A 21,634-nucleotide genomic window follows, 5' to 3' on the forward strand; every position below is an offset into this window, starting at 1 on the left:
ATCAAGGGACCTTGGTCACCGGAGACCTTGGTCACCGGGTCAGAGGATCGGGGCCGGCGAGTAGTTCGCCGACTCCGGGAAACGCTCCAAGATGCCCTCGACACGCGACGCGATCGCGGCCACCTGACGGGGCGCGACACCGGTGAACGAGATCCGGTCGGCGAGGAGTTTGTCCAGCTCACCGCGGTCGAGCGGGATGCGCTCGTCGGCGGCGAGCCGGTCGAGGAGGTCGTTCTCCGCCAGCCCCCGCTCGCGCATCGCGAGCGCGACGCCGACGGCGTTCTCCTTGATCGCCTCGTGAGCGGTTTCACGCCCGACCCCCGCGCGGACCGAGGCCATGAGCACCTTGGTGGTCGCGAGGAACGGCAGATAGCGATCGAGCTCACGCGAAATGACCGCCGGGAAGGCGCCGAACTCGGCCAGCACCGTGAGGAACGTCTCCAGCAGACCGTCGAGCGCGAAGAACGCGTCGGGCAGCGCGACCCGGCGGACGACGGAGTCGGACACGTCGCCTTCGTTCCACTGGTCGCCGGCGAGCTCGCCGATCATCGACAGGTAGCCGCGCAGCACCACGGCGAGCCCGTTGACTCGCTCGCACGAACGCGTGTTCATCTTGTGCGGCATGGCCGACGAGCCGACCTGGCCCGGTTTGAAGCCCTCGGTGACCAGTTCGTGGCCCGCCATCAGGCGGATCGTCTTCGCCAGGCTCGACGGCGCCGCGGCCAGCTGGACCACGGTGGACAGCACGTCGAAGTCGAGCGAGCGCGGGTACACCTGGCCGACGCTGGTGAACACGTTCTCGAAGCCGAGGTGGGCCGCGACCCGCGACTCCAGTTCGTCCAAAGTGGACTCGTCGCCGAGCAGGTCGAGCATGTCCTGCGCGGTGCCGACCGGGCCCTTGATGCCGCGCAGCGGGTACCGCTCGATCAGGTTCTCGAGCCGGTCGAACGCGACGAGCAGTTCGTCTGCGGCGGTGGCGAACCGCTTGCCCAGGGTCGTCGCCTGCGCGGCGACGTTGTGTGAACGGCCGGCCATCACCGTGTCGGCGTGTTCGACCGCGATCGCGGCGAGCCGGGCGAGCACCGCGCCGACCCGCGAGCGCACCAGCTCGAGCGAGCGCCGCACCTGCAGCTGCTCGACGTTCTCGGTGAGGTCACGCGACGTCATGCCCTTGTGGACGTGCTCGTGCCCGGCGAGCGCGTTGAACTCCTCGATCCGGGCCTTCACGTCGTGCCGGGTGACCCGCTCGCGCGCGGCGATCGAGTCGAGGTCGACCTGCTCCAGCACGCGTTCGTAGTCGGCGACGACACCGTCCGGAACCTCGACGCCGAGGTCGGCCTGCGCGCGGAGCACGGCGAGCCAGAGCTCACGCTCCAGCACGACCTTGCGTTCCGGGGACCACAGTTCGACCAGCTCAGGCGAGGCGTAGCGGCCGGCGAGCACGTTGGGGATGCGGGGCTTGTCCGTCACGCGGCCAGACTAACCTCCCGCAATTCGTCACCTGCTTGCGCCACGAACGGGGGCGAGGGCGCTTTGGAGCATGCGCGCGGCGGCGGCACGCGGCTCCGGGTCGACCTCGATCAGCGCGTTGACCACGGCGCCGTCGACGAGGGCGACCAGCCGCTCCAGTTCGACGGCGTCCACAGGGGTGCCGGAGCGCGCGAAGATCTCGTGGAGCAGCTCGTACAGCTGCGCGGACAGCGTCCTCATCAGGGGTCGAAGGTACGGGCGACGGCCTGTCCCGACGAGGCGTTCGTAGCGCAGAAGGACCGCTTCGGCGTCAGCCTCACGATCCGGGCGAAGCGGCCCGAGGAGCATGTCCAGCACCAGGTCGACGGTGGCCTCGACACCGCGGTTGCGGGTCGCCAGCTCGTCGAGGCGCTGCCGCCCGGTCTCCAATTCCACCTTCGCGTGGTGTTCCACGGCGGCGGTGACGAGCTCGTCGAGCGAATCGAAGTAGTACGTCGTCGAGGCCAGCGGCAGCCCGGCGCGTTCGGCGACCGCACGATGCCGCACGGCGTCGAAGCCACCCTCGGCCAGCAACGACGCGGCGGCCTCGATGAGCTCGGCACGGCGTCGCTCACCCTTCGGCGTTGTCGCTGCGGCGGTCATGGCGGGCTATTTTGCCACCTGGTTCAGTAGCGGGCCGCGAGCACGCCGACAAGCCTGTCGACCTCGGACTCGGAGAAGGCGGGCCCGCCCGTGCCGTCACCGAGGCTCACCACGACCACCAGGGAACCCTTGCCGGTGATCCGCTGCGCGCTGGACGCGCCGGTCGGCAGCGACGGGATGGCCGCGCCCGCGGGGAAGACCGTGGCGGAGACGGTGCCGCCGAGTACCTGGAACCCCGCGGACCTGGCTCCCGTCGTACAGATGTCGCCGGGCGTCGACTTGGCGACATTCACGGGGACCGGGAGCTCGCCAGCGAGGGCGGTGGCGAGCTCCCGGTCCACCTGCTCGCACCCGTAGGTGCCTTCGGCCGTCATCCGGCCGGTCCTCTCTGGCCCGTCGCCCCCCTGCTGAGGCGGCGGGTTCGAGAAGTTCGAGGGGTCCCCGCTGTCAAGAGGACGTGCGGACGCGGCCCCGGGTTGCCCGGCGGTGGCCGCTTCTTGATCGGATTTGGCCCCGCTCCCCAGCTGGAGGTCGGTTCCGCCGAGCACGCCGAACATGCCCGCTCCGGCCAAGACCAAAACCACCGCACTACAGGCCACCGCGATACCGTTTCGGCGTCGGGCAGTGGCGCGTTTGGAGGCGCGGACGACGTCGGAAGTGTCGAAGGTCGGCGACGGCGCGTCGCCGGGGGCGTCACGGAACAACGCCTTCAGCTCATTCTCGTCCATCCCGTGCCACCTCCTCCTTCTCCATGACCTGCCTGAGGTTCGCCAGCCCTCGCGCGGTCTGGCTCTTTACGTTTCCTTCGCTGCACCCGAGGGCCTTCGCCGCCGCACCGACGTCGAGCCCCTCGAAGAACCGCAGCACCAGCACGGCCCGCTGCTTCGGGGGCACTTCGCGCAACGCGGCCAGCAGGTCTTCCCTGGTGACGACCTGTTCGCCGAGGTCGAAGCCGTCCTGTGGCGGTTCGGGCAGCTCTTCGGTCTGCCACTCCCGCCGCCACGGCCGCCTCGACTCGTCGATGGCCGCCCTGACCAGCGTCTTTCGCACGTAGGCGTCGGTCGCCGCCCGTTCTCTGATCTTCTTCCACCTCCGGTGCAGCGCGACGAACGCCGTCTGCGCGAGATCGTCCGCGCGATGCCAGTCACCGCAGAGCATGTACGCGGTCCTGCGCACGGAGTCCCGCTTCGCGGCGAAGTACTCCGCGAACTCTTGTTCGTCGCGCTGGTTCACGCGGGTTTTGTCTCCGCTCTTGCCTCGTCGGTGGGTAGGACGGAACCGGGGGCGTCCACGGTTGCATGAGCGGGCGCGGGGGACCAGCCGGGGAGGAGATTCAGGGCGGGCCCGACGATGTGATGTGATCGTACCGTGACCTCGCGCCCCCTCCCGTTGATCGATTTCCGCTCCGACACCGTGACCCGGCCGGACGACGTCATGCGCCAGGCGATGGCGGATGCCGAGGTCGGCGACAACGTCCTCGACGGCGATCCGACCGTCGGCGCGCTGGAACAGCGCGCCGCGAAACTGCTCGGCATGCCCGCGGCGCTCTGGACGCCGAGCGGGACCATGGCGAACCTGATCGCGTTGAGCATCCATCTCCAGCGTGGCGACCGGTTCCTCGCGCCGCGCGGCGCACACGTGATCACCGACGAACTCGGTTCCGCCGCCTGGCTCGCGGGTGGCATGCCGGAGCCGCTGGAGCACGACGCCGGACCGGGACGGCCGACGCCCGAATCGCTTTCGGCCGCGATCGGCAACCCGCGCGGGCCGTACTACGCGCTGCACACCCCGCTGCTGTGCCTGGAGAACACGCACAACTCCGCGGGCGGCGCCGTCACCCCGCCCGACGAGCACGCGCGACTGGTCGCGGTGGCGAAGGAGGCCGGGCTGACCGTGCACCTCGACGGCGCCCGCCTCTGGCACGCCGCCGTCGCGCTGGAGGTCCCGCCCGCGGCGCTCACGGTCGGCGTCGACACCGTTTCCGCCTGCTTCTCCAAGGGGCTCGGCGCACCCGTCGGCTCGGTGGTGGCCGGCAGCCGGGAGTTCGTCGAGAAGGCGCGGCGGATGCGTCAGATGCTCGGCGGCGGGATCCGTCAAGGCGGTGTGCTGGCCGCGGCCTGCATGGTCGCGCTGGACCGCGTCGGCGACCTTGCCGAGACCCACGAGAACGCCACACGGCTCGCGACCGGGCTCGCCGAGCACGGCTGGGAGGTCAACACTCCCGACACCAACATCGTGCAGGTCACCGCGCCCGACCTCGAAGGACGGCTGGCGTGGCTGGCCGGGCTCGGCATCCGGACGCTGCCCAGTTCGGGCAGGATCCGTTTCGTGGCGCACCGGGACCTCTCGGCGGCCGACATCGAAGAAACCCTTCAACGCATCAAGACCGGGGGCTGAACGTGAACTGGATCGTCTTCGACTACGGCGACGTCATCAGCGCGCACACCGACGCGCTGCCCACCCTGGCCAAGGCCTTCGACCGCGAAGTCGCCGACTTCGAACCGCACTACTGGGCCGAACGGGTCCGGTACGACTCCGGCGGGTCGGATCTCGAGTACTGGCAGAGTGTCGGCCGCGCGCTGGATTTCCCGGTCGACAAGGCCTTCGCCGACGAGCTGACCAGCATCGACGTCACCGGCTGGACACATGTCGAACCGGACGTCCTCGATCTGCTTGAAGGGCTGCACGAAGCGGGCGCGGCGCTCGCGCTGCTCTCGAACGCTTCGTCGACCTTCGGCCGCTGGGTGCGCGAGCAGGAATGGGCGAACCTGTTCCGCGTAAAGCTTTTCTCCGGTGACCTGGGCTGTATGAAGCCCGACGCGAAGATCTACCGGATCCTGCTCGCCGAACTCGGCGCCGAACCGGCCGACTGCCTGTTCTTCGACGATCGACAGTCCAATGTGGACGGTGCACGGGCGGTCGGGATGAAGGCGGAACGCTGGGTCGGCGTGACAACAGCGAGATCTGCTTTCGGCTCTTCGGAGGAATAATTCACCCTCGCCGCTCATCCGCTTACGCGCGGTGAACCGGATGACTTAAGCTGATTCTCGTCCCGAACCGAGATTTCCCACGGTAGGTGCCCATGCCTGGTCCAGACGGCCGGCGGCCGCTCGTGCCCGTCGATTTCGACCGGCCGAGCATCGCGCGGGTCTTCGACGCGCTCATGGGCGGCCAGGACAACTACGAGGCCGACCGGGTGGTCCTGCGCCAGATCCTGGAACTCGCGCCGGATGCCGGGACCATGGCCAAGGAGGTCCGGCACTGGCTGGTCCGGACGGTGCGCTACCTGACCGACCGGGAAGGCATCGACCAGTTCCTGGACCTCGGCTCCGGCTTCCCGACCTCGGACAACACGCATCAGGTCGCGCAGCGGTACAACCCCGAGGCACGGGTCGTCTACGTCGACCACGATCCGGTGGTCCAGGCACACGGCCGCGCGATGCTCGCGGCGAACGACTTCGCGCATATGGCGGCCGCCGACCTCACCAAACCGGACGAGGTCATCGAGGAGCTGGCGCGCACCCACCGGCTGGAGTTCGACCGGCCGGTCGGGCTGATCCTGTGCGCGATCGTCCACCACATCCAGGACCTCGACGAGGCGCAAAAGATCGTCCGCGCCTACGTCGACGCGCTGGCCCCAGGCTCGTTCGTCGCACTGCTGCACCAGCACAATCCCGCCGACGGCACCGAAGCCGCCGACATCGCGACGTCACTCGAAAAACGCTTCAACGGCACCGGGCTGGACACGCTGTACCGGACGCGCGAGGAGATCGAGTCCTTCTTCGAGGGAGTCGACCTCATGGAGCCCGGGCTGACGTACCCGCACCTGTGGTGGCCGGACGGCCCGCGCTTCACCCCGCCTTCGCCCGTGAACTTCACGTCGCTCGGCGGGGTGGCGCGTAAGCCTTAGCGGCGAAGCTGCTTCGGGGTGCCCTTGCCCTTGATGGCGCCGTACGCGGCCGTGCCGAGGAAGACCGCGCCGCCGATGACGGCGATCCAAAAGACGGCCTTCACGAGGAACCCGAGCACGGAACCGAGCACCATGAAGGCCACCCAAGCCAGAATCAGCCCGCCGACGATCTTCCAGAACATGGCATCCTCCGATTGCCTCACCGTGCCCGAGCGGGCCCGGTGAGTCCAGGTTGTCAGGCGGGAGTCGTGAGCGCCTTCTTTCCGGCTAACGTTCAGGGAGAACTCCGGGTTCCCCCTGAGCCGTGAGCCAGTCGCCCAGCCTGCGGACGCCCTCGTCGATGTCCTCGCGCGAGCCCGCGAAGGAGAACCGCACGAACCGGCCACCGTCGACGGGGTCGAAGTCGATACCGGGCGCGATCGCGACACCGGTCTCGGCGAGGAGCCGCTGGCACCAACTGAGACTGTCGTTCGTGTAAGCGGAGACGTCGGCGTACGCGTAGAAGGCACCTTCGGCCGGCGCGAGCTTGTCGATGCCGATGCCCTTGAGACCGCTGAAGAGCACGTCGCGGTTGGCCCGGTAGCGCTCGACATGACCATCGGCCTCCGCGTACCCCTCCGGAGTGAACGCGGCGATCGCGGCGTGCTGGGAGACCGCGGGCGGGCAGATGGTGAAGTTGCCGGTCAGGACGTCGATCGCGCGATGCAGCCGCTGAGGCGCGAGCATCCAGCCGAGCCGCCAGCCCGTCATGGCGAAATACTTGGAGAACGAACCCAGGACGAGCGCTTCGTCGCCGTACTGCCAGGCACAATCGAGCCCGGCGCCGTAGGAGATCCCGTGGTAGATCTCGTCGCTGATCAACTGCACGCCGCGTGACGCGCACCAGCCGCTGATCGCGGCCAGTTCACCCGGCGGCAGGACGGTGCCGGTGGGGTTGCTCGGACTGGCCACGATCAGCCCCTTGATCGGCCCCAGTTCGTCGAGCAACGCGACGGTCGGCTGGAAGTTCGTCCCCGCCCCGGTGGCGAACTCGACGACCTCGCAACCGAGCACCTTCAGCAGGTTGCGGTAGGCCGGGTAGCCGGGGCGCGCCATCGCGACCCGGTCACCGGCCTCGAAGGCGCTGAGGAACGAGAGCAGGAAGCCGCCGGAGGACCCGGTCGTGACGATGACGTCCTGCGGGCTCACGTCGACCGGGTACGTGCGGTTGTAGTGCGCCGCGACGGCCTCGCGCAGTTCCGGGACGCCGAGTTGCTCGGTGTAGCCGAGGGTGTGGTCCTTCAGCGCCCGCTGCGCGGCCTCGAGCACGGGACGCGGCGCCGGCGCGGACGGTTGCCCCGCGAGCAGCGGGACCAGGTCGCCGTGGCTGCGCTGCCGGGCCTGCGCGGCCGAAAGGACGTCCATGACGTGGAACGGCGGGACGTCGGAACGTGTTGCGGGACCAGGGAAAGACATGGGGTGAGGCTAACTCGTGGTGGTCGGTACCGGTGGTCGTGAGTGGCGATTCGGGTTCTAACCCATGAAGGGGCCTTCACGCGCAGCCGCTGTGACTGCTGGTGTTCCTGGGGCGAACGTGGCGATTATCGAGTCCGTGAAGGCCTCCTTGAGGGACTCTGGGTCCCTCAAGGAGGCCTTCACGGACCGGGCCTGGCACCAACCCGCAGCCGCCACTCACGACGCCGCTAGTAGCCCTGGTAACCGCCGCCACCGGCCATGGACTTCAGCCCCGGGTGCCCTTCGAAGCCGCCGTACCGCGAGAACGTGTACCGGACGCCCGCGATGATGTTGTCCACCGGGTTGTAGATGTCGTCGTGCCCGGGAAGCTTGTGCGCGTTGAAGGTCGGGTCGATGCACTGCATCAAACCCTTCGACGGCGTGCCCTTCGCCGCGTTGGAGTCCCAGTTGTTGATGGCGTTGGGGTTACCGCCGGACTCCTTCTCGATGATCGTCCAGATCTTCTGGATGTCCGCCTCGGTCACCGGGATCCCGGCGGCCTGCAGGATCTTGATGGCCTCCTGGATCCACTGCTGGACGTTGCCCGGCGGCGTCGTCGACGGCGGACCGCCGCTGGGGCCGAGGCCGCCGCCCCCACCGCCACCGCCGCCTCCTCCACCGCCGCCACCGCCTCCGGTGTGGAGACCGCCAGTGCGCTTGGGGACGCTGCCGTCCTTGCCGGGCATCGGGACCGCGGCGTAGCCACCGCCCTCGATGTCCTTCTTCATCAGTTGCTGCGACTTGCTGATCAACCCGTCCGCCTGGGTCAGCAGCCCGGTGATGCTTTCGGCGGCCGAACTGGCGGTCTTCTGGTTGGCGGCATTGGCCGCGATGATGATCTGTTCCGCGGTCGGGTTCGGCGGCTGGATCTTCTTGTCCGGATCCGCCGCGTCGGCCGCTTGCTTACGAGCCGCCGCGACCTTCGGCGTCTCCGTGTCGATGCACGTCTGGATGGTCTTCTGCGCCGTCTTGGCGGCGTCGTCGATCTTGCCTTTGATGTCGCTCAGCTGGACTTGGAGTTCGCCGAGGTCCTTGCTGATCTCCTCCAGGTGCCCCTTGACCCGGTCACCCGCGGAGGTGATCTGTTTGACGTAATCGAAGAAGGCGTCGGCGGCGGGGCCTTTCCAGACGCCGCCGTTCAACGCGTCGGTCGACGACTTCAGCGAGGCACTGTGGTCGCCTGCCTGCGACGCGGCGGTGTGGAACTGATCCGCGGCCTTCTGAATGGCTTCCGGCTTGATGCCCTCGACTTGTTTGGCCTTGTCCGTGACCTGTGACCAGTTCGGTGGGAAGTCAATATCGCCCACAACGCCCCCTAGAAATCAGGCCCGCCGGGGCCGGCTTTCGTGTGCTCACTGCTTGCCGTGCTCGTGCAGCTTCAGATTGTCCACGTGCACGGCTTCGGTCTCCTGGATCAAGCCGGCGGCCTTCCGCAGCACGAAGGCGGTGGCCTCCATCAGCTTTCCGGCGGAATCGAACTCGTTGTGCACGCCGTCCTTGAAGGAGCCAACGGCGCCGTGGACGTCACCCGAACCGCCCATCGTCCCGAACGGGCTTTCCTTTTCGTCGTCGACGCCGGTGACGTGCTTCTTGGACTTTTCGAACTCGTCCTTGAGCCTTTCCACCTGACCGGCGGCGATCCCCATCGACTCCGGGTCGTACACAGGCACGGTTCGTCATCCCCTTCACGGAAAACTCGTATCCGTCCGATCAGACGCGCTGCCGATCAGGACGGTTCCCGCGCATACTTTAAGACCTCGGCAGTGGGCCGTGTGCGTATCCACGCCAACTTCCACCCCGCCGATTTCGACTTCGTGAACAGTCGAATCGGGCAAGTCAGAAATCGGCGACTTCCCGGATCCGCGTCGCCAGCAGCTGGTTGTCCGCCGGGGTGATGGTCGCCCAATCCCGGCCGTCCCGGTTCCGCGCGAGCTGGAACAGGTACCGCCCCGCGTCCGTGTCGTAGAAGGCGACCACGCTTTCCGCGCGGCGGGGGCGGCCGTCGCGGCCCGCGCGTTCGACGCCGAACTGGCCACGCGCCTCCTGGCCGAGCAGCATGCCCGCCACCTCTTGGGCCTGCCACAGTGGCACGTCCAGGTCTTCCAAGGCGGTGACCATGGCTTTCGCGTCGCCGCGGGCGGCGGCGTCGGCGTCGCGGAGGATGTCGTGCGGGATGCTGACCGACTGGCCGACGCCGGGACCGAGATCGCCCGCGACCGAGACGGCGGCCTCGGCGAGGGAGCTCTCCCTGGCGGGGATCAGCCACACCTGGCCGGAGTCGATCACGCCGAGCAACGCCTGGTTGCCGACGCTGACCGCCTGGCCCTTGATCTCGCGGTCGGTCCACACCCAGACGTCGATCGCGACCCGCGGGTGCGCGAACAGGTTCAGCATGTCGACCAGTTCGCCCGACGCCTGGTGTCCCCGCGCGAGACCTCGCGCGCGCAGGGATTCCCAGGCATCTTCGATCAGTGCCGCCCGCTCCGTGTGGGTCGTTCCGGGGCTCGGCACGTCGAGTGCGACATGGCGACGGGGCAGCCGTTCGGCTTCCCAGAGCATTTCGAACTCGAGTGCGGACAGCACCAGGCTGCCGTTGTCGTTCGGCACAGGTTCAGCGCGCTTCGCGGTTGCCGTGGTCACCGATCACGTCGGGCGACACCATGCGCTCGTCCGTGAACAGGTCCTTGTCGTCGACGCCGTAACGCCTGATGTGCTCCGCATCGTCTTCGACGTCCTGAGTGGCCGCACGCTCCATGAACTTCGACTCCGGCTTCGGCTGTTTCGCGCCGATCTTCTCCGAACGCTTCATGGCCTCTTCTTCGGGAAGCTCGCCGATCGGCAGCTGACGGGTCGGCTTCCCGCCGCCTTCCTGACGGGGACGGCGGTCGCGTTCCTTGTCACCGCTCAGCGCGCCACCCGCGACACCGGCGCCGAGCGCGGCGGCGCCCGCACCGAGGTCGCCGGACGCCGGGCCGGTGATCTTCGGGACGGCGGGGAAGCCGCGGCCGGATTCGTTGCCGGGGGCCAACGGCGTCTGCGGTCCGGCGCCGACCGAGCGGCCCTTGCCAAGCGCCTGGTCACCACCGGCGCCACCGCCGACGTTGCCGAAGACACCGGGGCCGGAGCTGGAGCCGGGGCCCTTGCCGAGAGCGCTGTCGATACCGGGTCCGGTGCCGAACGACTTGACGGCGGGCTGCGCCGACGTGGTGCTGTTCGGCGGCACGCTGCCGGTGGACGGGCCCGGCGGGACGCTCGGGCTGTTCGGCGCACCCGGCGGGATGAACGGCGGCGTGGCGGGCGAGCCGGTGACCGGGTACGACGGCCTGCCCTGTTCCGGCTGCGGGGCGGGCCGGTTCGGCGTCACCCAGCCACTGCCCGGCGCGGGTACCGGCCTCGAGGTGCCGGACGGCGTGGTCGGAGCCGCGGCCGCCGGAGCGGTGACACTGGAATGGGGCGCCGACGCACCGGTCTTGCGGGCCACACCGCCGCCCATCGCGACGCCGTAGGCCGGGGTCGGGGCATCGTAGGACGGCGCCTTCGGATTGCTGACGGGCTGCACGACCGGCGGCACGTACTTCGACTCGACGGCGGCCGACGCGGGCCGCACACTGCCGTCCGGAGTGAGCTCGGTGGCCGTGCCCGCGAGGTCGAGCGCGCCGGAACCGCCGCCCACTCCGGCGGCGGTGGTGGTCTGGGCGAGGTTCATCGCCTGCGGGTCGGCCAAGGTGTCGGTCGACAGCAGGTTCTCGCCGCTCGTCTTGGCGTAGTCGTTCAACGCCTCCTGCGCCTGCGCCCGCGCGTTGTTCGCGGCGCTGACGCTCTTGGCGTGGTCGGTCTCGAACCCGATGAGGCTCAGCACGACGTCGCCGATGGTCATCCCGCCGGCGCCCTTCCGGACCACTTCCGGATCCGGGAGCTTGTGCAGCGTCCGGTTGAAGGCCTCGCCCTGAGCGAAGATCATCTCCGCGGAGTGAGAGACCTTCGAGTTCGCGTCCTGGGAGAAGCCGGCCTGCTCGGTGAACACCTGACCGGCGGCGCCACCCGCCTCGCTCTGCCATTCCACGCCGAGCTTGCCCAGCTCGTCGCGCAGTGTCTTGTCGGTGTCGGCGAGCGCGCCCGCCACGGCCTTCAGCGCGTCGACGGCGATGCCGATGCTGCCGGTGCCGTCACCGCTGCGGAAGCGTTCGATCTCGGTCGCGATCCCGGTGTCGGTGTAGCCGTCGAACCGAAGATCGCGGAGCCTGCCCGCGAGGTCGGAAACGTTCACGCCGCCCTCCCTAGTTGCGTGCTTTCAAGGTCTGCAAAGCCGAATCGGCCGCCTGCGCGGACATTTCGCACAGCTGCGGCATGGTGAACCCGCCGGCGGTGACGGCCACTGCCCGCACCGCCAGCGTCTGTCCTCGAGCGACACCGACGAGCGTTTCGCAGTCACCCGGCGTCCCGCCGTCACGGTGGTTCTTGATGGCGGGGAACCCGCCGACCGCCGTCGGTTCCGTGGTCATGCTGTTCTTGCGGCGCTTGCCGGTGAACCACTCTTCGACGTCCGCGGTGATCGTGCGGACGTAGTAGCTGTGGAAGGGCTGCGCGTCGTCCGCGTCGAGGACACAGGTGGGACCGTCGATCGGTTCCGCGGCCGCGCGCGGTTTGCTGTTGATCTTGAGCTGATCGAGCTGGGGATCGGTGAGCAGCGCACACGGATCGACGCCCTGCAGGCTCAACTCGGCGGGCCTGGCAGGCAGCGCGGACGCCTTGGCGCCCTGCGTGACCGAAGCCAGCGCGGGCTCGTCGGGGAACGCCTGCCCGCCCGTGTCCGTGGTGCATCCGGCCAGCGCGAGGGTGAGCACTCCGCCGGACACCAGCACACGGGGCCTACGCCCGGTGAACACCACGGTCCCCGAACGCGGCGGCCTTGTCCGCATCACTGGTCTTGTACTCCTTGGCCGCCGTGCGGAGCTGGTTGACCAGGCTCCGCAGACCGGCCACGTAAGCCCGGACCTGCGCGGCGTACGACTGGTCGCCGTCGGCGACGAGTTCGTTCCAGACACCGGTCGCCTGCGTGCTCACGGTGTCGTTGGCCGGGGTGTCGATGCGCAGCTGGTCGAGCCGCGTCATGAGCTTGTCCTGCAACGCGTCGATCTGCTCTTCGACGATCTTCGCCACTTCGAGCAGCTTCGACGGGTCGACTCTGATGTCGGCCACCGACGGTGGCGTCGGGACCGCCGACGTGAGGTCCTGGACCTTGTCCGATACTGCCATTCCCCACCCCTTGGACACTGCGCACGGTGACCGTTCGTCCTGCTTGAGGCTACCAACGCGGATGTATCGGTTGCCTAAGCTTTGCAGGAAATACCGGGTTAGACGCACCCGGAACCGCGACGGTTCCGCCGGGAATTCACGAGACCGGGGTGGCGATCTCTCCCTTGGCCGCGAGGAGGGCGATGTCGGTGCGGTGATGCGAGCCGGCCAGATGGACCTTCTCGACCGTCGCGTAGGCGTCCTTGCGGGCGGCCTTCAGGTTCTTGCCGGTGCCGACGACCGACAGCACACGGCCGCCGGAGGAGACCACGGCGCCGTCGTCGCGGCGGCGGGTGCCGGCGTGGAGCACGCCTTCGAGCTCACCGCCGGTGATGACGTCGCCGGTCCTCGGCTTGCCGGGGTAACCGTCCGCGGCCAGCACGACGGTGACCGCCGCGCCGGAATCCCAGTCCAGCGGCGGCAGTTTCGCGAGCTTGCCGGTCGCCGTCGCGTGCAGGACCTCGCCGAGCGGGCTGCGCAGCAGCGCCAGGACGACCTGGGTCTCCGGGTCGCCGAACCGGCAGTTGAACTCGATGACCTGCGGGCCCTCGGAAGTCAGCGCGAGACCGGCGTAGAGCAGGCCGGAGAAGGTGGCGCCGCGGTTGTCGAGTTCGTCGACCACGGGCTGGACGATCCGCTCGACGACGTCGTCGACCAGGTCCTTCGGCGCCCACGGCAACGGCGCGTACGCCCCCATGCCGCCGGTGTTCGGGCCCGCGTCGCCGTCGCCGACGCGCTTGAAGTCCTGCGCGGGCAGCATCGGGACGACCGTGCGGCCGTCGACGAAGCAGAAGAGAGAGGCCTCCGGGCCGTCGAGGAAGGACTCGAGGAGCACGGGGTGTCCGCCGTCGAGCAGCATCAGGGCGTGCTTGCGCGCGACATCGACGTCCGTGGTGACCACGACACCCTTGCCCGCGGCGAGGCCGTCGTCCTTGACCACCCAAGTGGGGCCGAAACGGCCGAGCGCGGCGTCGAGGCGGGCCGGGTTGTCGACGACCTCACAGTGCGCCGTCGGCACCTTCGCGGCCGCCATGACGTCCTTCGCGAACGCCTTCGAGCCCTCGATCCTGGCCGCGGACGCGGACGGGCCGAAGCAGGCGATGCCCGCCTTCCGGACCGCGTCGGCGACACCCGCCACCAGCGGGACCTCGGGGCCGACCACCACCAGGTCCGCCTGCCATTGCTTGGCGAGGGCGGCGACCGATTCGGGATCGGCCGCGTCCACGCCGAGCTGCTCGGCCACCGAAGAGGTGCCGGCGTTGCCCGGGGCACAAGCCAGTGCGGTGACGGAAGGGTCTTCCGCGACCGCGAGGACGAGTGCATGCTCACGGGCGCCGGACCCGATTACCAGTACGCGCACGACGCACAGGGTAACCGGGCCGGAGACGACCTGTTGGCGGAGCCACGTGAAACCCGCCCCGGCCGGAGGCCCCGCCATCGTGGCGGCGGGGCGCCATGACGTCTGACCTGCGAAAACACGACCCGCCCCGGCGACACGATCGCGGTCGCGGGTTCACCGATCGACACAGCCCGAACACGTCGCCGTCCTCGAGCGGGTGGTTCCATCCGGCGTTCACCCGGCGGTCAGCGCTCCGCCGGTCCGTCTTCGCCGACCGGACGCCTCCTGCGTCAAGGGTTGCGCGGTACCCCGAGTTCAAGCGAAAGAGGTCAACCACCATGCGAAAGCGCCTGGGCGTGCTCGCCCTGTCCGGACTCGCCGTACTCAGCGTCACAGGGCTGGCAGGCGCCGCCGAGCCGAGCGCCCAAGATGTGTCGGCGCTGGCGAAGGGCCACGATGGGCCGGTGATCGTCGGACACCGCGGCGCCCCCGGCTACCGCCCGGAGCACACGCTCGCCTCGTATGAGCTCGCCTACCGCCAGGGCGTCGACTGGGTCGACGTCGACCTCGTGCCCACCAAGGACGGCCAGCTGGTCGCCCGGCACGAGAACGAGATCGGCGGGACCACCGACGTCGCGAAGCACCCCGAGTTCGCGAACCGGAAGACGACGAAGGTCATCGACGGCACGTCGTTCACCGGCTGGTTCACCGAGGACTTCACCCTCGCCGAGCTGAAGACCCTGCGTGCCACCGAGCGGATCCCGCAGCTGCGCCCGAACAACCGGATCTACGACGGCCGCTACCAGATCGCCACCTACCAGGAGGTGCTCGACCTGACGCGCCGGCTGGGCCGCGAACTGCGCCGTGAGCTGGGGACGTACCCGGAGATCAAGCACTCGACGTACTTCTCGTCGATCAAGAACCCGACCGAGCCGAAGCTCGTCGACCTGATCAAGCGCAACGGGCTCAACCACCCGAAGGCGCCGGTGATCATCCAGTCGTTCGAGGTGTCGAACCTGATCGCGCTTTCGCGCCAGGTGCGGGTGCCGCTGCTGCAGCTGACCTCCGCGACCGGCGCTCCGGCCGACTTCGTCGCGAAGGGCGACCCGCGGACGTACGCCGACCTCGTCACGCCTGCGGGCCTGAAGGAGATCTCGAAGTACGCCGACTACCTGGGCCCGGAAAAGGCGCAGGTCATCCCGGTCGTGAACGGCGCGCTGGGACAGCCGACCAAGCTGGTCGCCGACGCGCACCAGGCCGGGCTGAAGGTCGGGCCCTACACGTTCCGCAACGAGAACAACTTCCTCCCGCAGAACCTGCGCTCGTCGGCGAACCCCGCCGAGTACGGCAGCGCGTTCGCCGAGCAGGAGGCGTTCCTCAAGGCGGGCGTCGACGGCTACTTCGCCGACCACCCGGACACGGCGCTGGAGGCTGTGAAGGCTTTCCGGGGGCGTTGAGCCTCTACGGCAGCTGAGGTCCAAGTACAGGAACGCCCCCTTCCTGTACTTCAAGCACGGTGAATGTCAGGAAAGGGTCGTTCAGGACAAAATCTGTCCTGAACGACCCTTTCCTGACATCTGGGGACGGGTTTCTTGACGGGACCTTGACATCCGCAGGTCGGCGGGCCTAATTTCGGCGGATCTCAATGGTCTGTCCGCATACCTTTTAAGTGGGTGCCCGATGGATGTCTCAGACAAGCAGGTCGAACCCGCCGACGAAGACAGTGCCCGGCTCCACCAGCTCGGCTACGCGCAGGAACTCCGGCGCACGATGTCGACCTTCTCGAACTTCGCCGTCTCCTTCACGATCATCTCGATCCTGTCCGGCTGCCTGACCCTCTACGGGTTCGGCATGAAGACCGGCGGGCCCGCCGCGATGATCTGGGGCTGGCCGCTGGTCGGCCTGTTCGTCATCCTCGTCGGGCTGGGCATGGCGGAGGTCTGTTCCAGCTATCCGACCGCGGGCGGCCTCTACTACTGGGCCGCGAAGCTCGCGCCGAGCAACGGCGCGGCGTGGTCGTGGTTCACCGGCTGGTTCAACCTCATCGGGCAGATCGCCGTCACCGCGGGGATCGACTTCGGCGCCGCGCTGTTCCTCAACGCCTTCCTCGACCTGCAGTTCGGCTTCGAGGCGACGCCGGGCAACACGATCCTGCTGCTGGGGATCATCCTCGTGGTCCACGGGCTGCTGAACACCTTCGGCGTCAAGATCGTGGCACTGCTGAACAGCATCAGTGTGTGGTGGCATCTGGTGGGCGTGCTGGTGATCGTCGGGGTGCTGATCGTCGTTCCCGAGAAGCACCAGGACGCGTCCTTCGTCTTCGGCGAGTTCGTGAACAAGACCGGCTGGGCTTCACCGGTCTACGTCTTCTTACTGGGGCTCCTCGTCGCGCAGTACACGTTGACCGGCTACGACGCCTCGGCACATATGACCGAGGAGACCAAGAACGCGGCGAAAGCCGGGCCGCGCGGCATCATCAACTCGATCCTCGTCTCACTGGTCGCCGGCTGGGTCCTGCTGATCGGCCTCACGTTCGCCATCCAGGACTACGACGGCGCCGTCGGCTCCGCGACCGGGGTGCCGCCCGCGCAGATCTTCATCGACGCGACCGGCGCGACGACCGGCAAGTTCCTCTTGCTGATCTGTATCGGCGCGCAGCTGTTCTGCGGGATGGCGTCGGTGACCGCGAACTCGCGGATGATCTACGCCTTCGCCCGTGACGGCGCGATCCCGGGTTCAAAGTTTTGGCACCGCATCAACAAGCGCACCCAGACACCGACCAACGCGGTGTGGCTGGCCGCGGGCGGCGCGCTCCTGCTCGCCCTGCCGTATCTGTGGAGCCAAACCGCCTACGCGGCGGTGACCTCGATCGCCGTCGTCGGCCTTTACGTGGCCTACGTGATCCCGGTGTTCCTGCGGGTGCGCAAGGGCGACGACTTCGAACCCGGACCGTGGAACCTCGGCCGCTGGGGCAAGCTCATCGGGACCATCGCGACCGTCTGGGTGTGCTTCATCTTCGTGCTGTTCATGCTCCCGCAGGGGTCACCGATCACCATCGACAGTTTCAACTACACGCCTATCGCCTTCCTCGTCGTACTCGGTGGTGCGGCGGCGTGGTGGTTCGTCTCGGCCCGCAAGTGGTTCACGGGCCCGAAGGTGCAGGGTTCCGAGGCGGAACTCGCCGCCGTGGAAAGGGAACTCAAGGAGCTGGGGTAGCGGCGGTGGCCTCCCGGGAGCGGCCGGCGCGGACTCCGGTCACCGCGGCCGCTCCCAACGCCCCGACTGCGGCGAAGGCGTAGAAACCCCACGGGTACGCGATTCCGGCGGTCAGTAGCGCGCCGCCGAGGATCGGGCCGCTGATCGCGCCGACCCGGCCGACACCCGCCGCCCAGCCGATTCCGGTGGCGCGTTGCCAATCCGGGTACGTCTTGCCGATGTAGGCGTAGACGAGCACCTGCGCGCTGAACACGAAACCGCCGGTGAGGAACACGGCCACGTACAGACCGACCGCGGGCAGTTTCACGCTCAGCAGAGCCAGGAACAGCGCCGCGCCGAGGAACCAGAAGATCACCGCCGGTCGCACGCCGACCTTGTCCGCCACCCGGCCCGCGACGAGCAGGCCGACGACGCCGCCCAGGTTCAGCGTGAGCAGCAGCCCGAGCGCCGCGCCCAGCGGGTACCCGGCCTGGCGCATGATCTCCGGCAGCCAGGTGTTGAGCCCGTAGACCAGCAGCAGCCCCATGAACGACGTCACCCAGAACGCGATGGTGGCGCGCAGGAGCCCGCCGCGGAACAGCCCGCCGACAACTTGTGTCGCCGACTTCTCCTGCGTGTCCCGCACCCGCTCGAAGGATTCGGACTCGGGCAGGTACTTGATCATCAGCGGTACCAGCACGAGCGCGGGCAGCGCGCCCGCGACGAACATCGCGCGCCAGCCGAGCGGCTGGATCAGCCAGATGCCGAGCAGGGCGGTGAGCACCGCGCCGACGTGGTAGCCCGTCATCACCGTGGTGGTCGCGCTGCTGCCCTTCCCCTTGCGGGCGTACTCGGTGACCAGCGCGATCGCCGTCGGGAGGCAACCGCCGAGACCGAGCCCGGCGAGGAACCGGAACAGCCCGAAGAAGAACGCGGAAGGCGCGATCGCACAGAGCGCGGTGCACACCGAGAAGGCGGTGACCGCGATGATCAGCGCCTTGCGGCGGCCGATGACGTCGGTGATCGTGCCGATCGCCATCGCGCCGATCATCATGCCGATCAGGCCGAACGTCGAGATCACCGACGCCGTGCCCGGCGTCAGCCCCCAGACGTGGTCACGGAGCAGCGCGGGCAGCACCGTGCCCAGGACGACCAGGTCGAATCCGTCGAGCAGTACCGCCGTCCAGGCGAGTGGAACCACCCACGAACGGGCCGCGGCAGTGGACATGGGGACCTCCAGCTGTGTTCGCAATGCGCACGAGTATGCACAATCCGAACGCTGTGAGCAAGGCCACGGGGACCCTGGATGTCAGGAAAGGGTCGTTCAGGACGAAAAATGTCCTGAACGACCCTTTCCTGACATGGGGGTCAGCGCTTGACGAGGTCTCCGAGGACGCTCCAAGTGCGAAGCCGCTCTTCGCTGTTCCGAATGCCGCTCTGCGTCGCGACCACCTCGGTCGCCCCGGCGTCGAAGTACCGCCGGATCTCGGCCGCGACGGTCTCCTCGTTCCCGGCGATCACCAGCTCACCGGCGGAATCCACGCCCTGGGCGTCGAAGATCGCGCGGTAGGACGGGATGTCGCGGAAGAACGCGTACTGCCGGTCGACCTGGGCGCGGACGGCGTCGGGATCGTCGGTCACGACGACCGGGGCCATCGCGATGATCCGCGGCGCCGGACGGCCGGCGGCGGCCTTGGTGATCTCCGGGACGATCACCTCGGAAAGGGCCTTGGGCCCGGCGAGGAACGGGATCGTGCCGTCGGCGAGTTCGCCGGTGACGCGCAGCGCCTGGCGTCCCATCGCGGCGATGATCACCGGGATGTCCGAAGCCCCGGCGACAGAAAGCGAAGCCGCGAAGCCCTTGGCGTGCGCTCGAACAGTCTCACCTTGGAAGTCGACTTCGCCGCCGTCGAACACCTGACGGAGGATCGTCAGGTACTCGCGAAGGTGCTTGATCGGCGACGGGTACTCGATGCCGTACGCCGGTTCGAGCCAGTTCTTCGCGCCGGTTCCGAGGCCGAGGACGAACCGGCCTCCGGTGGCGGCCTGCGCCGTCTGCGCGAGACCGGTGATCAGCAACGGATGTCGCGGGTAGATCGGGACGACGCCGGTCCCGACGGTGATTCCCGGGACCGCGCGGCCGGCGAGGGCGGCGACGGTGATCGCGTCGTGCTCCATCTGCTGGGAGAACCAGACGGACGTCAGGCCCGCGTCGGCGGCCTGCCGGGTCTGCGTGACGAGTTCATCGACGATGTTGACGGCGTCCGCGGTGTCCCCGGACGGGAGTGCCACTCCGATGGTCATGTTCAACGCCAACCGCGCCGTCCAAAGGATATTTCGCCGTTCACCAGATGAGATCACGAGCGCGGTCGCGCGGGTTGCCGCACCCTGGGCGGCGTCCGACACCTCGATCCTGGAGAGACCCGATGTCGCTGACCGATGTCATCGAAGGAACCAAGACCGCCGTCGACGCCGACCCGCGCAACGCCGCCGTCTCGTTCAGCGTCGCCAACGCGCTGAACCCCGGAACCGCGACGCGGGTGGACGTGCGAGTGCGGGACCACTCGTTCGCCGTCGACGAACCCGCCGCGCTCGGCGGCACCGACACCGCGGCGAACCCGGTCGAATACGCGCTCGCCGCGTTGGGCTCGTGCCAGGTGATCACGTACCAGTTCTGGGCGGCGAAGCTCGGTGTGCCGCTCGAAGGCGTTCAGGTGACCGTGGACGGCGACATCGACCTGCACGGGTTCTTCGGGTTCTCGGAGACTCGCCCCGGCTTCGGCGATGTGCGCGTTTCGGTGGAGCTGAGCGGGCCTGCGGGCGCGGAGGCTTACGAGGACCTGAAGCGGCAGGTGGACGAGCACTGCCCGGTGCTGGACCTGTTCCGGAACCCGACGCCGGTGAAGACCTCACTCGCCTGAGACGCCATGAAAGGCCCCTTCATTGCGAAATTTGCAATGAAGGGGCCTTTCATAGCGCGCTTTAGGGGGTCAGACGAACTCGTGGCGCACGATCGTCTGCTCCCGGCCGGGGCCGACGCCGATCGCCGAGACGCGCGCGCCCGAGAGCTCTTCGAGCCGCTCGACGTAGGCCCGCGCGTTGGCCGGCAGCTCTTCGAAGGTGCGGCAGCCCGAGATGTCCTCGAACCAGCCAGGCAGCTCTTCGTAGATCGGCAGCGCGTGGTGCACGTCGGTCTGTGTCATCGGCATGTCGTAGGTACGGAAGCCGTCGACCTCGTAGCCGACGCACACCGGCACCTTCTCCAGCCCGGACAGCACGTCCAGTTTGGTGAGGAAGTAGTCGGTGATGCCGTTGACCCGCACCGCGTAGCGCGCGATGACGGCGTCGAACCAGCCGGTGCGCCGGGAGCGGCCGGTGGTGACGCCGAACTCGCCGCCCTGTTTGCGCAGGTACTCGCCGGACTCGTCGTCCAGCTCGGTCGGGAACGGGCCGGAGCCGACGCGTGTGGTGTAGGCCTTGAGGATGCCCAGCACGGTGTCGATCTTGCCGGGTCCGATGCCCGAACCGGCGCTCGCGCCGCCGGAGGTCGGGTTCGACGACGTCACGAACGGGTAGGTGCCGTGGTCGACGTCGAGCAGGGTGCCCTGCGAGCCTTCGAGCAGCACGGTCTCGCCGCGTTCGAGGGCCTGGTTGAGCTGGAGGCGCGTGTCGGCGATGCGGTGCGCGAACTTCTCGCCCGCGGCCAGCACCTCGTCGGCGACCTGGTTCGCGTCCAGTGCCTTGCGGTTGTAGACCTTGACCAGCACCTGGTTCTTGAACTCCAGTGCCGACTCGACCTTCTGCCGGAAGATCTTTTCGTCGAGCAGGTCCTGCACGCGGACGCCGACGCGGGCGATCTTGTCCTGGTAGCAGGGGCCGATGCCGCGGCCGGTGGTGCCGATCTTGCGGCTGCCGAGGTAACGCTCGGTGACCTTATCGATCTCCACGTGGTACGGCATGATCAAGTGCGCGTCGGCGGAGATCAGCAGTTTGCTGGTGTCGACGTCGCGTTCCTCGAGCCCGGCGAGTTCGTCGAGCAGCACGCCAGGGTCGATGACGACGCCGTTGCCGATGACGTTGGTGACGCCCGGCGTGAGGATCCCGGACGGGATGAGGTGGAGGGCGAAGTTCTGCCCGTCGGGAAGGACTACGGTGTGGCCCGCGTTGTTACCGCCTTGGTAACGCACGATCCACTGGACGCGGTCGCCGAGCAGGTCGGTGGCCTTGCCCTTGCCCTCGTCCCCCCATTGGGCCCCGATCAGCACGATGGCCGGCATGTGACACTCCAG

The 21,634-nt window shown here is 68.6% G+C and carries 22 protein-coding genes; 6 read left to right on the plus strand and 16 right to left on the minus strand.

What is annotated here, in order from left to right:
* Window positions 1–39: 39 nt before the first annotated feature.
* The 4 genes from purB to ACIHAO_RS00790 are packed head-to-tail and all read right to left on the minus strand — an operon-like array spanning window position 40 to window position 3,345.
* Window positions 40–1,470, minus strand: a complete 1,431-nt coding sequence (purB, locus tag ACIHAO_RS00775) for an adenylosuccinate lyase (protein WP_396554120.1) — start codon at window positions 1,468–1,470, stop codon at window positions 40–42.
* 27 nt (window positions 1,471–1,497) lie between these two features.
* The gene (locus ACIHAO_RS00780) at window positions 1,498–2,112 is read right to left on the minus strand and encodes a TetR/AcrR family transcriptional regulator (RefSeq protein WP_396554121.1); all 615 of its coding nucleotides are present in this window, start codon (window positions 2,110–2,112) and stop codon (window positions 1,498–1,500) included.
* 23 nt (window positions 2,113–2,135) lie between these two features.
* A complete protein-coding gene (locus ACIHAO_RS00785) occupies window positions 2,136–2,840 on the minus strand; it encodes a hypothetical protein (protein ID WP_396554122.1) in 705 nt (234 codons plus the stop codon).
* Complete coding sequence (locus ACIHAO_RS00790; RefSeq protein WP_005152531.1) at window positions 2,827–3,345, minus strand: SigE family RNA polymerase sigma factor; 519 nt, start codon at window positions 3,343–3,345, stop codon at window positions 2,827–2,829. The genes ACIHAO_RS00785 and ACIHAO_RS00790 overlap by 14 nt, the downstream gene beginning before the upstream one ends.
* Before the next feature lie 135 nt (window positions 3,346–3,480).
* Between ACIHAO_RS00790 and ACIHAO_RS00795 the strand changes: the two genes are divergently transcribed.
* The 3 genes from ACIHAO_RS00795 (at window position 3,481) to ACIHAO_RS00805 (ending at window position 6,022) form a co-directional block, all read left to right on the plus strand.
* Window positions 3,481–4,509, plus strand: a complete 1,029-nt coding sequence (locus ACIHAO_RS00795) for a threonine aldolase family protein (RefSeq protein WP_396554123.1) — start codon at window positions 3,481–3,483, stop codon at window positions 4,507–4,509.
* Between the two features lie 2 nt (window positions 4,510–4,511).
* Window positions 4,512–5,102: an HAD family hydrolase gene (locus tag ACIHAO_RS00800; protein ID WP_396554124.1), complete on the plus strand. Its 591-nt coding sequence runs from the start codon at window positions 4,512–4,514 to the stop codon at window positions 5,100–5,102.
* A 92-nt stretch (window positions 5,103–5,194) separates the two neighbouring features.
* Window positions 5,195–6,022, plus strand: a complete 828-nt coding sequence (locus ACIHAO_RS00805; RefSeq protein ID WP_396554125.1) for an SAM-dependent methyltransferase — start codon at window positions 5,195–5,197, stop codon at window positions 6,020–6,022.
* Here ACIHAO_RS00805 and ACIHAO_RS00810 read toward each other — a convergent pair.
* The 9 genes from ACIHAO_RS00810 to purD form a co-directional block, all read right to left on the minus strand.
* Complete coding sequence (locus ACIHAO_RS00810; RefSeq protein ID WP_007032516.1) at window positions 6,019–6,204, minus strand: hypothetical protein; 186 nt, start codon at window positions 6,202–6,204, stop codon at window positions 6,019–6,021. The genes ACIHAO_RS00805 and ACIHAO_RS00810 overlap by 4 nt on opposite strands.
* A gap of 85 nt (window positions 6,205–6,289) precedes the next feature.
* Window positions 6,290–7,477, minus strand: a complete 1,188-nt coding sequence (locus ACIHAO_RS00815; RefSeq protein WP_396554126.1) for a pyridoxal phosphate-dependent aminotransferase — start codon at window positions 7,475–7,477, stop codon at window positions 6,290–6,292.
* A gap of 227 nt (window positions 7,478–7,704) precedes the next feature.
* Complete coding sequence (locus ACIHAO_RS00820) at window positions 7,705–8,823, minus strand: transglycosylase SLT domain-containing protein (protein ID WP_396554127.1); 1,119 nt, start codon at window positions 8,821–8,823, stop codon at window positions 7,705–7,707.
* Window positions 8,824–8,868: 45 nt separating this feature from the next.
* A complete protein-coding gene (locus ACIHAO_RS00825) occupies window positions 8,869–9,186 on the minus strand; it encodes a hypothetical protein (protein ID WP_396554128.1) in 318 nt (105 codons plus the stop codon).
* Window positions 9,187–9,352: 166 nt separating this feature from the next.
* Window positions 9,353–10,123 carry an ESX secretion-associated protein EspG gene (locus ACIHAO_RS00830; RefSeq protein ID WP_396554129.1) on the minus strand — a complete coding sequence of 257 codons (771 nt, stop codon included), beginning with the start codon at window positions 10,121–10,123 and terminating at the stop codon, window positions 9,353–9,355.
* A gap of 4 nt (window positions 10,124–10,127) precedes the next feature.
* Window positions 10,128–11,783, minus strand: a complete 1,656-nt coding sequence (locus ACIHAO_RS00835) for a hypothetical protein (RefSeq protein ID WP_396554130.1) — start codon at window positions 11,781–11,783, stop codon at window positions 10,128–10,130.
* 10 nt (window positions 11,784–11,793) lie between these two features.
* Window positions 11,794–12,435 carry a DUF3558 domain-containing protein gene (locus ACIHAO_RS00840; protein WP_396554131.1) on the minus strand — a complete coding sequence of 214 codons (642 nt, stop codon included), beginning with the start codon at window positions 12,433–12,435 and terminating at the stop codon, window positions 11,794–11,796.
* On the minus strand, window positions 12,386–12,772 hold the full coding sequence (locus tag ACIHAO_RS00845) for a PE domain-containing protein (protein WP_125784839.1): 387 nt from the start codon (window positions 12,770–12,772) through the stop codon (window positions 12,386–12,388). Before ACIHAO_RS00845 ends, ACIHAO_RS00840 begins: the two co-directional genes overlap by 50 nt.
* Before the next feature lie 136 nt (window positions 12,773–12,908).
* Window positions 12,909–14,171: a phosphoribosylamine--glycine ligase gene (gene purD / locus ACIHAO_RS00850; protein ID WP_396554132.1), complete on the minus strand. Its 1,263-nt coding sequence runs from the start codon at window positions 14,169–14,171 to the stop codon at window positions 12,909–12,911.
* Window positions 14,172–14,488: 317 nt separating this feature from the next.
* Here purD and ACIHAO_RS00855 point away from each other — a divergent pair, with 317 nt between their 5' ends.
* Both ACIHAO_RS00855 and ACIHAO_RS00860 read left to right on the plus strand, forming a co-directional pair.
* Complete coding sequence (locus tag ACIHAO_RS00855) at window positions 14,489–15,607, plus strand: glycerophosphodiester phosphodiesterase (protein ID WP_396554133.1); 1,119 nt, start codon at window positions 14,489–14,491, stop codon at window positions 15,605–15,607.
* A gap of 223 nt (window positions 15,608–15,830) precedes the next feature.
* Window positions 15,831–17,366, plus strand: coding sequence for an amino acid permease (locus ACIHAO_RS00860; RefSeq protein WP_396554134.1), 1,536 nt, complete (start codon window positions 15,831–15,833; stop codon window positions 17,364–17,366).
* Here the strand turns inward: ACIHAO_RS00860 and ACIHAO_RS00865 are convergent.
* Together ACIHAO_RS00865 and ACIHAO_RS00870 are read right to left on the minus strand one after the other, a co-directional pair.
* Window positions 17,350–18,573 carry an MFS transporter gene (locus tag ACIHAO_RS00865; protein WP_396554135.1) on the minus strand — a complete coding sequence of 408 codons (1,224 nt, stop codon included), beginning with the start codon at window positions 18,571–18,573 and terminating at the stop codon, window positions 17,350–17,352. The two genes, ACIHAO_RS00860 and ACIHAO_RS00865, sit on opposite strands and share 17 nt — an antisense overlap.
* Before the next feature lie 140 nt (window positions 18,574–18,713).
* Window positions 18,714–19,649, minus strand: a complete 936-nt coding sequence (locus ACIHAO_RS00870) for an LLM class F420-dependent oxidoreductase (protein WP_396554136.1) — start codon at window positions 19,647–19,649, stop codon at window positions 18,714–18,716.
* A 122-nt stretch (window positions 19,650–19,771) separates the two neighbouring features.
* Here ACIHAO_RS00870 and ACIHAO_RS00875 point away from each other — a divergent pair, with 122 nt between their 5' ends.
* Entirely contained in the window at window positions 19,772–20,266 is a 495-nt protein-coding gene (locus ACIHAO_RS00875; RefSeq protein ID WP_125790956.1) for an OsmC family protein, read from the plus strand.
* Between the two features lie 69 nt (window positions 20,267–20,335).
* Here ACIHAO_RS00875 and ACIHAO_RS00880 read toward each other — a convergent pair whose 3' ends face one another.
* On the minus strand, window positions 20,336–21,622 hold the full coding sequence (locus ACIHAO_RS00880) for an adenylosuccinate synthase (protein ID WP_396554137.1): 1,287 nt from the start codon (window positions 21,620–21,622) through the stop codon (window positions 20,336–20,338).
* Window positions 21,623–21,634 lie beyond the last annotated feature (12 nt).

The organism is Amycolatopsis sp. NPDC052450, assembly GCF_044547565.1.
In the GTDB taxonomy this organism is placed as follows: Bacteria; Actinomycetota; Actinomycetes; order Mycobacteriales; family Pseudonocardiaceae; genus Amycolatopsis.

Coding starts and splice junctions, on each gene's coding strand:
- ACIHAO_RS00780 (WP_396554121.1), bottom strand. CDS start 2,112: ATGACCGCCGCAGCGACAACGCCGAAGGGTGAGCGACGCCGTGCCGAG.
- ACIHAO_RS00785 (WP_396554122.1), bottom strand. CDS start 2,840: ATGGACGAGAATGAGCTGAAGGCGTTGTTCCGTGACGCCCCCGGCGAC.
- ACIHAO_RS00805 (WP_396554125.1), top strand. CDS start 5,195: ATGCCTGGTCCAGACGGCCGGCGGCCGCTCGTGCCCGTCGATTTCGAC.
- ACIHAO_RS00810 (WP_007032516.1), bottom strand. CDS start 6,204: ATGTTCTGGAAGATCGTCGGCGGGCTGATTCTGGCTTGGGTGGCCTTC.
- ACIHAO_RS00815 (WP_396554126.1), bottom strand. CDS start 7,477: ATGTCTTTCCCTGGTCCCGCAACACGTTCCGACGTCCCGCCGTTCCAC.
- ACIHAO_RS00840 (WP_396554131.1), bottom strand. CDS start 12,435: ATGCGGACAAGGCCGCCGCGTTCGGGGACCGTGGTGTTCACCGGGCGT.
- ACIHAO_RS00845 (WP_125784839.1), bottom strand. CDS start 12,772: ATGGCAGTATCGGACAAGGTCCAGGACCTCACGTCGGCGGTCCCGACG.
- ACIHAO_RS00855 (WP_396554133.1), top strand. CDS start 14,489: ATGCGAAAGCGCCTGGGCGTGCTCGCCCTGTCCGGACTCGCCGTACTC.
- ACIHAO_RS00860 (WP_396554134.1), top strand. CDS start 15,831: ATGGATGTCTCAGACAAGCAGGTCGAACCCGCCGACGAAGACAGTGCC.
- ACIHAO_RS00865 (WP_396554135.1), bottom strand. CDS start 18,573: ATGTCCACTGCCGCGGCCCGTTCGTGGGTGGTTCCACTCGCCTGGACG.
- ACIHAO_RS00870 (WP_396554136.1), bottom strand. CDS start 19,649: ATGACCATCGGAGTGGCACTCCCGTCCGGGGACACCGCGGACGCCGTC.
- ACIHAO_RS00875 (WP_125790956.1), top strand. CDS start 19,772: ATGTCGCTGACCGATGTCATCGAAGGAACCAAGACCGCCGTCGACGCC.
- ACIHAO_RS00880 (WP_396554137.1), bottom strand. CDS start 21,622: ATGCCGGCCATCGTGCTGATCGGGGCCCAATGGGGGGACGAGGGCAAG.